This window comes from Halobacillus sp. A1-3, from assembly GCF_050971765.1.
GTDB lineage: Bacteria > Bacillota > Bacilli > Bacillales > Halobacillaceae > Halobacillus > Halobacillus mangrovi_B.
In genome coordinates, this window is record NZ_JBPCEO010000006.1 from 98,649 (window position 1) to 112,123 (window position 13,475).

General features: G+C 41.5%; 11 protein-coding genes. 10 read left to right on the forward strand and 1 reads right to left on the reverse strand.

Translation table 11 applies throughout. The features are described from left to right. Positions 1–332 precede the first annotated feature (332 nt). The gene (locus tag ACRYKC_RS11950; protein ID WP_433806959.1) at positions 333–593 is read right to left on the reverse strand and encodes a helix-turn-helix domain-containing protein; all 261 of its coding nucleotides are present in this window, start codon (positions 591–593) and stop codon (positions 333–335) included. A 298-nt stretch (positions 594–891) separates the two neighbouring features. On the opposite strand from ACRYKC_RS11950, the gene ACRYKC_RS11955 reads away from it, so the two are divergent. The 10 genes from ACRYKC_RS11955 (at position 892) to ACRYKC_RS12000 (ending at position 13,434) form a co-directional block, all read left to right on the forward strand. Beyond that, positions 892–1,845, forward strand: a complete 954-nt coding sequence (locus ACRYKC_RS11955) for an LCP family glycopolymer transferase (protein WP_433806960.1) — start codon at positions 892–894, stop codon at positions 1,843–1,845. 375 nt (positions 1,846–2,220) lie between these two features. Then, positions 2,221–2,394 carry a hypothetical protein gene (locus ACRYKC_RS11960; protein WP_433806961.1) on the forward strand — a complete coding sequence of 58 codons (174 nt, stop codon included), beginning with the start codon at positions 2,221–2,223 and terminating at the stop codon, positions 2,392–2,394. Positions 2,395–2,721: 327 nt separating this feature from the next. Continuing rightward, positions 2,722–3,009 carry a YhdT family protein gene (locus tag ACRYKC_RS11965; protein ID WP_433806962.1) on the forward strand — a complete coding sequence of 96 codons (288 nt, stop codon included), beginning with the start codon at positions 2,722–2,724 and terminating at the stop codon, positions 3,007–3,009. Further along, the gene (gene panF / locus ACRYKC_RS11970) at positions 3,006–4,478 is read left to right on the forward strand and encodes a sodium/pantothenate symporter (protein WP_433806963.1); all 1,473 of its coding nucleotides are present in this window, start codon (positions 3,006–3,008) and stop codon (positions 4,476–4,478) included. Before ACRYKC_RS11965 ends, panF begins: the two co-directional genes overlap by 4 nt. 310 nt (positions 4,479–4,788) lie before the next feature. Beyond that, positions 4,789–5,514 (forward strand): MurR/RpiR family transcriptional regulator, encoded by a 726-nt coding sequence (locus ACRYKC_RS11975; RefSeq protein ID WP_433806964.1) that lies wholly within the window; start codon positions 4,789–4,791, stop codon positions 5,512–5,514. 136 nt (positions 5,515–5,650) lie between these two features. Then, complete coding sequence (gene mngA, locus ACRYKC_RS11980; protein WP_433806965.1) at positions 5,651–7,615, forward strand: PTS 2-O-a-mannosyl-D-glycerate transporter subunit IIABC; 1,965 nt, start codon at positions 5,651–5,653, stop codon at positions 7,613–7,615. Between the two features lie 25 nt (positions 7,616–7,640). Further along, a complete protein-coding gene (gene mngB / locus ACRYKC_RS11985) occupies positions 7,641–10,313 on the forward strand; it encodes a mannosylglycerate hydrolase (RefSeq protein WP_433806966.1) in 2,673 nt (890 codons plus the stop codon). Between the two features lie 184 nt (positions 10,314–10,497). After that, positions 10,498–11,781 carry an Nramp family divalent metal transporter gene (locus ACRYKC_RS11990; RefSeq protein ID WP_433806967.1) on the forward strand — a complete coding sequence of 428 codons (1,284 nt, stop codon included), beginning with the start codon at positions 10,498–10,500 and terminating at the stop codon, positions 11,779–11,781. 119 nt (positions 11,782–11,900) lie between these two features. Beyond that, on the forward strand, positions 11,901–12,113 hold the full coding sequence (locus ACRYKC_RS11995) for a hypothetical protein (RefSeq protein ID WP_433806968.1): 213 nt from the start codon (positions 11,901–11,903) through the stop codon (positions 12,111–12,113). 307 nt (positions 12,114–12,420) lie between these two features. Continuing rightward, a complete protein-coding gene (locus ACRYKC_RS12000) occupies positions 12,421–13,434 on the forward strand; it encodes a LacI family DNA-binding transcriptional regulator (RefSeq protein WP_433807128.1) in 1,014 nt (337 codons plus the stop codon). The last annotated feature ends 41 nt before the right edge of the window (positions 13,435–13,475 follow it).

The following is a 13,475-nucleotide window of genomic DNA, read 5'->3' on the forward strand; positions in this document are numbered from 1 at the left end:
ATATATATATATCCATGCCTGACCCCCACTGCGGTAGTGTGTTAAAGGTCGGCATGGTATCAACGTTTTACAGCTGATACCATGCTTCTTTTATAAACTATATATGTGTAAATGTTCATATACACATATTAAATTTCAATATTTATGAACTGGGAGGACCTTCTTTAATCATTGATAGAATTTTTTTTATGGCTTCATTTTTTGTAGGGGCTTCTGTCTTGAAATGGGTTTGTTTCCATGTTGTCATGGCCAGGGTAGGATTTTGGCCGAGGAGTTCAATATAAAGGATAGAATTTGAAATAGGGAGGAGGAGGTAGTCTTTTTTAAGAGAATCAGTCATCCAACTCCACCCCTGTGTTTGTCATGTCTATGGTAGGGATTAACTGCTTCGGGTGGACTTCCAGGGCATGAGCCAAGTAGTAGAAATTTGTTATAGAAGGATTTCTCCGGCCTCTTTCAATTCCACTAATATAAGTAGGGTGCATGTCTGCTCTATAAGCAAGTTCTTCTTGGGAAAGTCCCTGTTTCATTCGTAGATCTCTTAATTGTTTTCCGACGGTTTTTTGAATGAGTTTTCGAGGTATTGGTTTCATATAAAAATCATCGTATGGATCGGTTAGAACAACCATAGACGATGAGTCAAGTATCAATGTTATTTATGTGTCGTTATTTAGAAAAAGGTAACCGAAAAACGTATGAAATGGGAGGGCTTAAAGGCAGAGTCTTTTTTCATGTTCTTTTTTCCTTGCGCATACCAATTAAATTTCCTTTGGAAAAGAGAGTACTATTGAGTTAATAGATTTGTCTGAGAATTTACGTTGTAGTTTCAAAGGATTCTAGATATAATAACATATTGTAGAAATTTGTTTACTATATGGAGTGAAAAGAATAATGAGCCGATTATCAAAGCATAAAAAGAAAAAGGGGAAATGGTGGAAAATACCTCTGCTGCTAGTAGCACTAATCATAGTTGCGGGCGGTGTCTATGTGTATACCGTTTATAGTGGTGCAAAAAACACAGTCGATAAAAAAATGCATGAAGAAGTAGCATCTATTGATCATGAAGTGACAAATAAGAAAATAAAAGAGCAAAAGCCACTGAATATTCTTCTTCTTGGGGTTGATGAAAGAAGTGGGGACCGTGGTCGTTCAGACGCTCTAATGGTATTATCGTTAGATCCTGAAAATAATAGAAGTCAGTTAGTAAGTATCCCACGTGATACGAGGACTGAATTGGTTGGTGATGCTCCAGAGGCAGGTAGGTTAGATAAAATTAATCATGCTTACGCATTTGGCGGGACTGATATGTCTATTAATACGGTGGAAAACTTACTGGATATACAACTAGATTACTATGTTCGTTTGAATATGGAAGGTTTAACTGAAATGGTTGATGCTGTAGGTGGAATTACTGTCAACAATAAGATTGACTGGTATGATGAAGGGTATTATAAGAAAGGATATCATTATCAAAAAGGTGATATTCAGTTAAACGGTGAGAAGGCTATAGGATACGTACGGATGAGATATAAGGATCCGAACGGTGATTTTGGTAGAAATGAACGTCAACGGCAAGTAATTAAAGGAATTATTGACAAAGGCGCAAGCATAGGATCTGTAAATAAAATTGGTAATGTAATGGACGTGCTAGGTAATAATGTGACGACCAATCTGGATTTTAATACGATGAAGGATTTAATGCTGAACTATCGTAGTGCGCAGCAAAACATGACAACGTATCAAATGACAGGTTCAGGAACGAAGATTAATGGAGTCTATTATTTGCAGGTCTCTGATCAAGAGATCCAAGAGGTTCATAATAAGATTAAAGAATATAGTTCATAAACGAATGAAAAAGCTGACTCCCGGAGTCAGCTTTTTTTATGAAGGAAAAAATATAGAGCCCTTGAAAGAGAAAAACATTAAAAGGATGAGTCTGAATGTTCTTTCAGGAACCACTTGATAATTCAAAAGCGGGGTCAACAGGACTTTTCCATAGGGGAGGATTACAAAGTGCATTAAAGGTCCGTTTAAGGTTAGTAGAATCTCTTTTATAAAATATTGTTTGAGTAGTCATTACGAGGGGTATAGACACCTTGAACTCATAAATAAATACAAAAGTCGTCATTTTTCAACACAGGCTGTAGAAGAAAAACCAGTTTGTTGAGTAGCTGTTCACCTGATCGTTAATAGTAAATACACAGAAAGTAGGGAAAAACTATGAGAGAAGATATGATTCAAGTGTTAGATCAAAGAGATTATCTTGTGAAAGAAAACAAGAGGCTGCAAGAAGAGTTGGAACAAGAGCGTATGAAGGTTTCTTTATTAAAACAGGAACAAAAGCTAAATCCGGAAATTCTGGAAACACAACCTCTTGGTAAAGTGGGCGTGTAAAATAGGTAAGGTTCAAGACTCAAATGATCGAAGGTGTACCCCTCGACATTTGAGTCTTTTTTATGAGAAATTATGATAAAGTAAACTAAATAATATTGTACATGGGAGAGGTTCTATTCTACCTTGATCCTGTAGTTCTGTATTCCTCCAGGGTGACATTTTTCACAGCGGCAAAGAAAATGACGGTATTCTCCAGAAAAGGTGACACCAGGGTTATAGTTCAATCAATGTGAGGACGATATTTTTTACAATTCATTTGTTATGTAAGTCTATATCTAGAACTCTGTTCATTTATTGCTAGATTCTATTAGTAAAGGAGATGGGAAGTTGGATACAGATCGCAAAAGGAAACAGGATAAACGTTTTAAGATTGCTAACCGCGAAGCCCTAATTGGAATCGGTTTAGCTGTGTTCAATTTTATCTGGTGGTTTGCCTTCGCCTACGGCCTTGGCGACCGATCACCTGAAAACTATACATATGTCTTTGGTCTTCCCGCATGGTTCTTTTACAGCTGTGTGCTCGGATTTATTGTGATGGTTTTACTTGTTATTTTAGTGGTGAAAGTATGGTTTGTCGAAGTGCCTTTTGATGAGGAAGAAGGTGAACAGTCATGAACCTAAGTGTTGTGATTTCCCTGTTCATTTTCCTCGTCATCATTTTCATGGTTGGTTTTTGGTCAAGCCGATCATTAAGAAACACAACGGAAGAAACTTTTTTACAAGAGTATTTCCTGGGAGGTCGTCGGTTAGGAGGATTCATCCTTGCCATGACGATGATCGCTACTTATGGAAGTGCCAGCAGTTTTATTGGCGGTCCTGGAGTGGCCTACACGCAAGGACTTGGCTGGGTGCTCCTGTCCATGTCACAAGTGGTGACAGGTTACTTTGTGTTAATGATTCTTGGGAAGAAATTTGCCATTATGGCACGCCGGTATAATGCGGTTACGCTGATCGACTTCTTAAAAGGGCGTTATCAAAGCAAGTGGGTAGTGCTTACTGCAGCCTTCAGTATTATAGTCTTCCTTTTCTCAGCCATGGCAGCCCAATGGGTGGGTGGTGCCAGGTTGATTGAGTCTCTGACAGGCTTTCATTATACGACGGCATTATCCATCTTTGCTGTATCGGTCCTTGTGTATGTTATTATCGGTGGATTCAGAGCGGTGGCTTTAACCGATACTGTCCAGGGAGTGGTCATGTTTGGCGGAACACTCATCCTGTTAATAGCGACGATTATCGCAGGTGGAGGAATTGGGAGTATCATGGCAGATTTAACGGCTGAAAATCCCAACTTAGTTACTCCTTATGGCGCAGATGGAGGGTTAAGCCCAACCTATGTATCTTCTTTCTGGATTCTCGTTGGTGTAGCAGTCGTCGGTTTGCCGCAAGTCACGGTTCGTGCGATGTCTTATAAGAGTTCACGGTCTATGCACCGGGCGCTTATAATCGGAACAATTGTCGTTGGGTTCATTATGTTGAACATGCACTTAATTGGTGTATTCGCCCGCCCGATTTTACCTGGTATTGAAGTAGGAGATAAAGTGATGCCGTTGATCGCTCAAGAGGTTTTGCCACCATGGCTGGCCGGGATTGTACTGGCTGCGCCTATGGCCGCGATCATGTCAACGGTAGACTCCCTGCTGCTGCTTGTCAGTTCTGCGGTTGTGAAGGATGTTTATTTGAATTACATCAAGCCGGATGCCTCAAACAGGATAGTTAAGAGAATGAGTTTCGGTGTGACGGCGATTCTTGGAATTCTAGTATTTTTAATGGCCTTGAGCCCTCCTGATTTACTTATATGGCTTAATTTGTTCGCTTTTGGAGGTCTTGAAGCTACATTTATTTGGCCGGTTGTTCTTGGACTTTATTGGCAAGCGGGGAATAAGTATGGCGCATTAGCCTCGATGGTGGTCGGTATTGTCTCTTATATCGTGGTGGATCAGTTTTACCCTAATTTATTCGGTATGCATAATGTAGTTATGCCTATCATTTTATCATTCGTGGCTTTTATAACTGTAAGTCTTTTAACAAAGTCTTGGGTAAATGATCAGTCCATAACGCAGAAAAAGTTAGAAAGCAGTTTTTAATCATATCTATTAAAATCATATAGGTTAGGGCGTTGATGATCGTAAGGGTTTAATTTTGTTAACCTTATTACTTCTGATTTTTAGGCAGTTCTGCAGGAGCAGTGCTGCCTATTTTATGTTTAGAAAGATAATTATGGTTTTATAGGATTAAATTTTTCTTTCTTCCACTTTTATTCGACAATCTTTTCTTTAATTCCCTACTTCTTTTTATCAGATTCTTTTATACTACTACTAACAGTTAATTCAGAACATTATCACTGTTGGAAGGTTCATAATCCTTCATTGATTATCTCAGTTAGGGGGAGACTCATTGAACTTAAAAGAACGTGCTCATAAATATGAATACAAAATGAACGATACAGACGACCAAATCATTAACTACATTATGGATCATAAGAGTGAAGTGATTCAGATGTCGATTCAGATGCTGGCGGAAACGTTATATACCGTTCCAAATACGATCATTCGGCTGTCTAAGAAGCTTGGATATGATGGTTTTTCTCAACTTAAGAATCACTTGAAAGAAGAAGTAAAGGAAGAAAGTTCTCCTGAGGGATCTAATGTCGCATCCAACATTAAACGAACGATGGAATTAGTCGATTATGATCGTTTGAACAAAGTAGCGGATTACTTACACAAAGCGCGGCGCATTTATATTTTTGGGGTCGGAGATACATTGCCTTTTTGTGAAATTTTATCGACCCATTTGAAGATAGGCGGAAAGGCGGCCGAACATTTTTTGCACCGGCACGATGCAGTGTATGCGGTCAACCATGCGAAAAACCAGGATGTGTTATTCGTTCTCAGTATGTCAGGAGAAACCAAGCAGATTTTAGAGATTGCGGAGTTAGCGAAGGAGAAAGAAGTTCTGGTGATTTCTTTGACTCACTTTGATCGTAATTCATTACAAGAAATCGCCGACCTGAACTTGTTTTTTCACTCGCCGAAAAAGAAGCTGGAGAATTACAACGTGTCTGATAAAACTCCGATGATGTTTATGCTGCAAATCCTTTCCAACGTTTTCTGGGAAGCGTAATAGTTGTGTATAAATACACAAGATAAAGTGCTTAATCTTGTTGTTTGTGTAATTTTTTAAAGAAAAGCAAGCGCTTACTTTTCCTATGCTAGGATGATATCAAGTTAGTCATCCAGCTGAAAGAAGGGAGAAAATCATGGAATTACAAAATTTGACCTCAACAGCTTTGATCCATACGAATGTGTCCTTCACGTCGAAAGATGAAGCCATTCGATATTTAGTTGAACAGTTAAATCAGGAAGGAAAGCTTCATTCTAAAGAAGAATTCTATCAATCTGTTATGGAACGTGAAACGTTATCGGCTACTGGTTTTGAAGGAGGGCTAGCGATTCCTCACGGGAAGTCGTCAGCTGTGAAAGAAGCTTCTTTCGCTGTCGCCACTCTTCAAACACCGTTAGACGACTGGGAAAGCATCGATGAAAACAACAGAGTTGAGCTTGTAATCCTGCTTGCAATTCCCGAAGCAGAAGCGGGTTCTACGCATTTATCACTTTTATCTGAGCTAATGACGCGTATGGCCGACCCGGCTTATAAGGAGCGACTGCTGCAGGCCAAGACGAGCAAGGCTTTGTATGCGTCTCTTGATCAAGAAGAGGAAGAAAAAGAACGTGCGGTTTCTCATACAGGTAAAACCATTCTTGCAGTTACGGCTTGTCCAGCAGGAATTGCCCACACCTACATGGCTGCGGAAGCTCTTGTACGAGCTGGGAACGATCTCGGAGTCGAGGTTCTTGTTGAAAAGCAGGGGGCCAATGGAGTAGAAGACCGTATTTCCAAATCACAGGTGACTAAAGCAGATGCGGTAATTTTTGCCGCCGATGTCGCGGTGAAAGACAAGCAGAGATTCTCCTCGCTGCCAAAAGTGACGACGACCGTAGCTGCCCCGCTGAAAAATGCTGAGGGGTTATTACAAGAAGCATTGGAAAAGGCAGAGAAAGCTCCAGCTCGCCAGGAGGCTGCCGAAGTAGAAGTTGAAGAAGAGGAACAGGAAGACAAACCATTTAAAACAGAAATCAAAGACTCGGTCATGACCGGGATATCTTATATCATTCCGATTATTGTTGCAGGCGGGATGACACTTGCTTTTGCCGTTCTTGTCTCCCAGGCTTTTGGACTGCAGGAAGTGTATGAAACAGAAGGCTCATGGCTATGGCTCTTACGCCAGTTAGGCGGAAATATGCTGGGTACGCTGATGGTTCCGGTGTTAGCGGCTTACATGGCTTACTCCATTGGAGATAAACCGGCACTAGGACCTGGTTTTGCGGCTGGTATTTGTGCGAATTTGATTGGCAGTGGATTCTTAGGCGGTATGCTCGGTGGTCTACTAGCCGGTTATATCATCAAGTTTTTAAAGAAAAAGCTGCAGACAACAGGAACCTTTTCAGGCTTTGTTAGCTTTTGGCTATATCCCGTACTAGGAACACTCTCTGTCGGCTGTATCATGCTGTTTGTCATTGGAGAACCGTTAGCAGCGATGAACCAAGGGTTAATCAGCTGGCTGGAAGGCATGTCAGGTGGAAATGCGATTCTCCTTGGAGTCATTCTTGGTGCCATGGTTTCCTTTGATTTAGGTGGCCCTGTCAACAAAGCGGCTTACACCTTCTGTATTGGAGCGATGGCAAGTGGAAACATCATGCCATATGCAGCATTCGCTTCTGTCAAAATGGTTTCTGCTTTTGGAGTCACAGGGGCAACAATTGTTGGGAAGAAGTACTTCACGAAACCAGAACAGGAAATCGGAAAACAGACATGGCTGTTAGGACTGGCTGGGATTACTGAAGGAGCCATTCCATTTATGATCAAAGATCCATTACGTGTGATCCCATCACTAATTGCGGGTTCTGCTGTGACGGGAGGCATTGTCGCCTACTTTAATATCGGACTTGGTGTACCAGGGGCAGGTATTTTCTCTCTTGCTCTAGTAGAAGGACCTTCGCTGTTCGTGGCGGCTAGTATCTGGTTAGGGGCCGCTCTCATCGGGGCGTTCATTTCAATGGTCCTATTGATCATCACTCGAAAAAATAAGTTAAAAAAACAGTCGCGTAAACGTAGTGACAAAACTGAAGATCAGCAAGTCGAAATGAAAGAGGCTGTTAGTTAATCAGCATGATAGGAAGGGATTTTGTATGAGTGAAATGACTATTCAAGATAGGGAAATAGATTATCAAGCAGAGAAAAACGTAAGGACAAAGCAGGTCCATGTCGTTCCGCACATGCATTGGGACCGTGAATGGTACTTTTCAACAGAGGAATCGCGCATCCTGCTCGTTAATAACATGGAGGAGATCATGGATCGATTAGAAAATTATCCTGACTATCCTTATTATGTATTAGACGGACAAACCTCCATTCTTGAAGATTACTTTGATGTTAAGCCAGAAAATGAAGAGCGTGTGAGAAAGCTTGTCCAGGAAGGCAAATTGATCATCGGCCCCTGGTATACGCAAACCGATGAAATGGTTGTCGGAGGAGAATCGATTGTACGCAACCTTCTCTATGGGATGAAAGATAGCAAGAAGTTCGGTGATCCGATGATGATCGGCTATCTCCCAGATTCTTTTGGACAAAGCTCGCAAATGCCACAGATTTTAAACGGCTTTGATATTAAGTATTCAATTTTCTGGAGAGGAACATCTGAGCGTCATGGCACCGACAAAACAGAGTTTTACTGGGAATCCGATGATGGCTCAAAAGTACTCGTACAACTGCTGCCACTTGGTTATGCCATCGGGAAGTATCTACCGGAAGAAGAAGAAGCTTTGAAGCAACGAATGGAGAAATATTTTCCGGTATTGGATAAAGGAGCGACGTCTGACCATCTTCTGCTCCCGAATGGGCATGACCAGATGCCGATCCAAAAAGATATTTTTCCGATTATGGAAAAATTAAAAGAGCTCTATCCAGAACGGGAATTTTTCCTCAGTAAATATGAGAATATCTTTGCTGAACTTGAGAAGAAAAGTGACCTCCCGACAATAAGCGGCGAATTTCTTGATGGAAAATACATGCGTGTCCACAGAAGTATCTACTCGACACGGATGGACATTAAAGCAGCCAACACACGAGTGGAAAACAAGTTGACGAACATTCTAGAGCCATTGGCGTCAATGGCGTATGATCTCGGGTTCGAATACCATCATGGATTAATCGAATTGATCTGGAAGGAAATCATGAAAAATCATGCCCATGACAGTATCGGCTGCTGTTGTTCGGATAAAGTGCATCAGGAAATCGCCAATCGGTTGTTTCTTGCAGAAGAAAAAACAGATCGCCTGATCGATTTTTATAAACGGAAAATTGTCGATGCGATCGAGACGGATCATGGCGGTGATCGATTGACGTTGTTCAACTTTCTTCCCTACGAGCGGGAAGAAGTGGTGACGACAGAAGTGATTTCAAAGTACAAGAACTTTGTACTTGTAGATGAAAATGGCCATCAAGCAGACTTTGAGATTTTAGAAGCCGAAGAAATCGATCCAGGTCTCATCGACCGTCAAATTGTCCACTACGGAAACTATGATCCTTTTATCAAATATCAAATTCAATGGAAAGAAACGGTTCCGGCTATGGGCTATCGAACCTTTTTCGTTGAAGAATCTTCTGGCGGCATGAAAGTAGAGAATAAAGAAGCGAGTGCTGTTGACACGGATTATTATAACGTCCATGTAAACAAAAATGGGACGTTAAGCATTGAGGATAAGCGGTTGGATAAACGGTTTGAGAACGTCCTGCTTTTAGAGGACAGTGGAGATGATGGGGATGAGTACGATTACTCCCCATTAGAGAATGATGAGGCAATTGTTAGTTCGGATGTCGAAGCGGATATCAAGATCAGTCAAAATGAGTTTGAAGGACTGATTGATATTCGATATGAGCTCCCTGTACCGGAGAATCTAGAAGATAGAAAGCAAAACCTAGCTACAAGCAAGGTAGATATCCATTTACAAATCCGCATTCCAAATCATAAACCCTTGATTGAAGTGAATGTTGAGCTGGAGAATCTGGCAAAAGACCATCGTCTTCGCGCTTTTATTCCAACAGGGATCGCTTCCTCTTTTTCCGTTTCGGATAATCAGTTCGGTTCGATTAAACGGCATGTCTATGATTCTGCGATGGATGTATGGGAAGAAGAAAACTGGAGCGAGCGTCCGGATGCCATCTATCCGATGTTAAGCTTTGTAGGTTTATCAGATCAAAACCACGGACTAAGTGTGTTGACGAACAGTACAAGAGAGTATGAAATCGTTGGTGAAGATTATGATACCATTGCGCTCACGCTGTTCCGAAGTGTCGGCCATTTAGGGAAAGCGGAATTAGTCCGCCGCCCAGGTCGTCCTTCTGGGATCAAACTACCAACACCGGATTCACAGATGCTAGGAAAACTGTCCCTCGACTTCGCCTTGTACACTTATGAGGGAAGCACACTGGAATCTGGAGTCGCACGAGTGGCGAAAGAGTATCTCACTCCGATTCACACGTACAACAAAATCCCTCATAATGCGATGAAGCTGAATGAATCGAAAGTGAAAACTCCAGCGTCTTACCAGCTAGTAGAAGAAGAGAATTCTAATGTGGTATTGAGTACGATGAAGAAAGCAGAGATCGAAGAGGCGCTTGTGATCCGTGCTTATAATCCAACAGAAAAGAGTGTAAGTGCTGGGTTCTGTATTAACGGCGAATATCAAGTAGCTTATGAAGTCAATTTGAATGAGGAGAAGCAGTCTTCGGTAGATTTTAGTGAAAGTAAGGTTCAAACTACGTTAGCTTCTAATCAAGTGAAAACAATATTGGTGAAATAAGCGTGTGCTTGCCCTCTCATCACTTACTTTTGATGAGGGGGCAAAGCTTTTTTCTGGCGTTAACTACCATAATTCGATGCTAAAGTCGGAATTTTTCGAAAACCATTGTAATGGAATTGAAAACCATTCTATAATTAATATGCAAAATTATACATAATCTACTATTTTTAAGGAGGTTTCGAGGATGGGAGTTAAAGCAACAGAGCAAGACTTTCAAGGACAGAATCCGTCTGTAAAAGCACCGCCCACGACGTTTACCGGAAAACTGAAAACCGTAGGCCCCGGATTTGTAACCGCTGCCACTGGAGTGGGAACGGGAGATTTAATTGCTGCCCTTGTGGCTGGCGTTAGTTTTGGAACGACATTGATATGGGCGATCGTAATTGGTGCCATTTTTAAATTCTTTTTTACAGAAGGGATGGGGCGCTGGCAGTTAGCGACTGGTCGGACGATCCTTGAAGGATTCCATTCACTAGGAAAGTGGGCGACAGGTTACTTTGGCGTCTATTCGATTCTCTGGGGATTGAGTTACGGAGCGGCCGCAATGTCAACGAGTGCGATTATGATGGTGACGATGTTTCCGATTATGCCATTGTGGGCCTGGGCGATTATTCATGGTCTTGCAGGGCTGCTGCTCGTATTAACAGGAAGGTACAAACTTTTTGAACGCGTCATGACGGTTATGATTGGAATTATGTTTATCACGGTTGTTGGATCAGCTATCATTCTTTTTCCTAATATCGGAAACATCCTTAGTGGATTTGTGCCTAGAACCGGAGACGGATCTCTATTGCTTGTCCTGGGACTTTTAGGTGGAGTAGGCGGCACCATCACCATGGCTTCTTATGGATACTGGATCCGTGAGAACCAATGGGAAGGTCGAAAATGGCTGCCGATGATGAAACTGGATTCAGCGGTTGGTTACATCATTACGGGTATTTTCACCCTTTCTCTGCTAGTCATCGGTGCAGAATTTTTATACGGGACGGGCATTGAAATTAATGGAGAGGAAGGGCTAGTTACTCTCTCGAGTATGTTCAGCGATGAGTTTGGTGAGGTCGCTCGCTGGATGTTCCTGATCGGTGCTTGGTGTGCAGCCTTTTCTTCTCTTTTAGGTGTATGGAATGGAGTTCCTTATCTATTTGCCGATTTTGTAAGGATGGTTAGAAAAAGGAAGGATCATAAAGTAACAGAAAAGGATCCGGCTTACAGAGCGTATCTATTATGGCTGACCTTTCCTCCAATGATTTTGTTGTTTACAGGTAAACCCGTGTTTCTTGTCATCTTATACGGTGCTCTCGGCGCTTTATTCATGCCTTTTCTAGCCATCGTGTTGATGTGGCTGTTAAATTCTAATCGCGTAGATAAGTCACTGAGAAATGGTTGGTTTGCAAATGCTGTTTTGACTGGATGTGTTTTAGTCTTTGGGTATTTGGGAATCATCGAACTGATCAATATCATGAAATAAACAGGGATTTTAAGTGGCCATGTAGAACATTTTATAGTAAGAGGACTTCTATGTTCTTTAGTGAAATCTCGAAGTATTGAATGAGAGACAAACGCTAGAATTATGAAGGAGGAATACACATGGCAGAAGTATCTTCAATGAAGCAAGCCGTTGAGGTGTTACGGGAGAAAGGTCTTTCGAATAGGGACATCCTTAGCAATGTAGATAACAGCCATTTCCCATTTGATGATGAAGAAGTAGTCATGACTTTTATAGATTTACAAATTGAATGTTCCTCTGATCAAGAATTCGACAAGTTGGTGGCTTATTTATACGATTTTGATTTGAATTAAGCAATATGGTTTTGTAAGTTATTGAATTAATATAGAAGCACATAGGGCCAGCATCCCGAGGAGGGTGCTGGTCTTATTTTTATCAAAGAGAATAGATTTATTGAAAAATCATGGTAGTGGATAACTCTATATCGTGAACCATTAGCAACCGTGGCTTCGTGCTTGTTTCTAATTCATAAAATTTGAACACGCCTCATTAATCAGTAAGAGTATTCTTAAAAACAGGGTTGTAAAACGTTTTCATTCTATGTATAATTCTAACCAAGTTAAAAATCCAAAACGTTTTGGAAAGGAAATTAAGAAGGCTATGGCGACCATCAAAGATATCGCAAAACTCGCAGGAGTTTCCGTTACAACGGTATCAAGAGCTTTGAACGGATATTCCGATGTCAATGCGAAAACAAGAAAGCGCATCGAAGAAATTGCAAAAGAGATTGAATACAGTCCAAACGCTTTGGCAAGAAGTCTTGTGATGAATAAGACAAAGACCATCGGCTTATTGGTATCTGGGCTTTCCAGGGAAGGCGCAAAGGATAACATTGTTTTCGACGTGCTGACAGGCATCAACGAATTCTGCGGTGCGGAAGAATATGACCTTGTGCTCTTCAATACGACGACCTCGAAGCAGAAGGAAAAGACCTATGCTCAACTATGCAGAGAGCGCCGTGTGGAAGGAGTCATTGTTCAGGGGATTAAAAATGACGATCCTTATCTACAAGAGATCTTTGACAGTAACATCCCGTGCGTTCTCATTGACGTGCCAGTCGAGAGTGAAACAGCAGGGTATGTCACAACGGATAACGTTGATGGATTAATGAAAGCAGTCAGACATCTTGTCGAGCTTGGGCATGAAAACATAGCCATGATGAATGGCCATGATCAGGCTTTTGTCAGTAAAGAACGATTCAAAGGGTTTGAACTGGGGATGCTTGAAGCTGACCTTTCTGTTCGCAAAGAATGGATTTGCAATGGGGAATACAGCGAAAGAAAAGCGCAGGAAGTCGCGTTACAGCTGCTAACCACTTATCCTGAGATTACTGCTGTTGTCTGTGCGAGTGATCTTATGGCGCTTGGGGTAGTACGTGCAGCTGAAGAGCTGGGACGAAAAGTGCCTGATCAACTATCCGTAACAGGTTACGATGACATTACACTTGCTTCTTACGTGACGCCGGCGCTTACGACTGTGGCACAGGATTGGTTCCGAATGGGATATGCCGCGGCAGACTTGCTGCTTAGCATTCTCCAACAAAAATCGGGAGACAGGGTACGATTGATTGAAAATGAACTAAAAATAAGAAATACAACAAAAGAAAGAGAGTAAATTTTTTTAAAGAATATCCAAAACGTTTCGGTATATTTTTT

What these genes read in the sequence shown, in the direction of transcription:
- ACRYKC_RS11950 (WP_433806959.1), bottom strand. Translation starts at nt 593, where the DNA reads ATGAAACCAATACCTCGAAAACTCATTCAAAAAACCGTCGGAAAACAA.
- ACRYKC_RS11955 (WP_433806960.1), top strand. Translation starts at nt 892, where the DNA reads ATGAGCCGATTATCAAAGCATAAAAAGAAAAAGGGGAAATGGTGGAAA.
- ACRYKC_RS11960 (WP_433806961.1), top strand. Translation starts at nt 2,221, where the DNA reads ATGAGAGAAGATATGATTCAAGTGTTAGATCAAAGAGATTATCTTGTG.
- panF (WP_433806963.1), top strand. Translation starts at nt 3,006, where the DNA reads ATGAACCTAAGTGTTGTGATTTCCCTGTTCATTTTCCTCGTCATCATT.
- mngA (WP_433806965.1), top strand. Translation starts at nt 5,651, where the DNA reads ATGGAATTACAAAATTTGACCTCAACAGCTTTGATCCATACGAATGTG.
- mngB (WP_433806966.1), top strand. Translation starts at nt 7,641, where the DNA reads ATGAGTGAAATGACTATTCAAGATAGGGAAATAGATTATCAAGCAGAG.
- ACRYKC_RS11990 (WP_433806967.1), top strand. Translation starts at nt 10,498, where the DNA reads ATGGGAGTTAAAGCAACAGAGCAAGACTTTCAAGGACAGAATCCGTCT.
- ACRYKC_RS11995 (WP_433806968.1), top strand. Translation starts at nt 11,901, where the DNA reads ATGGCAGAAGTATCTTCAATGAAGCAAGCCGTTGAGGTGTTACGGGAG.
- ACRYKC_RS12000 (WP_433807128.1), top strand. Translation starts at nt 12,421, where the DNA reads ATGGCGACCATCAAAGATATCGCAAAACTCGCAGGAGTTTCCGTTACA.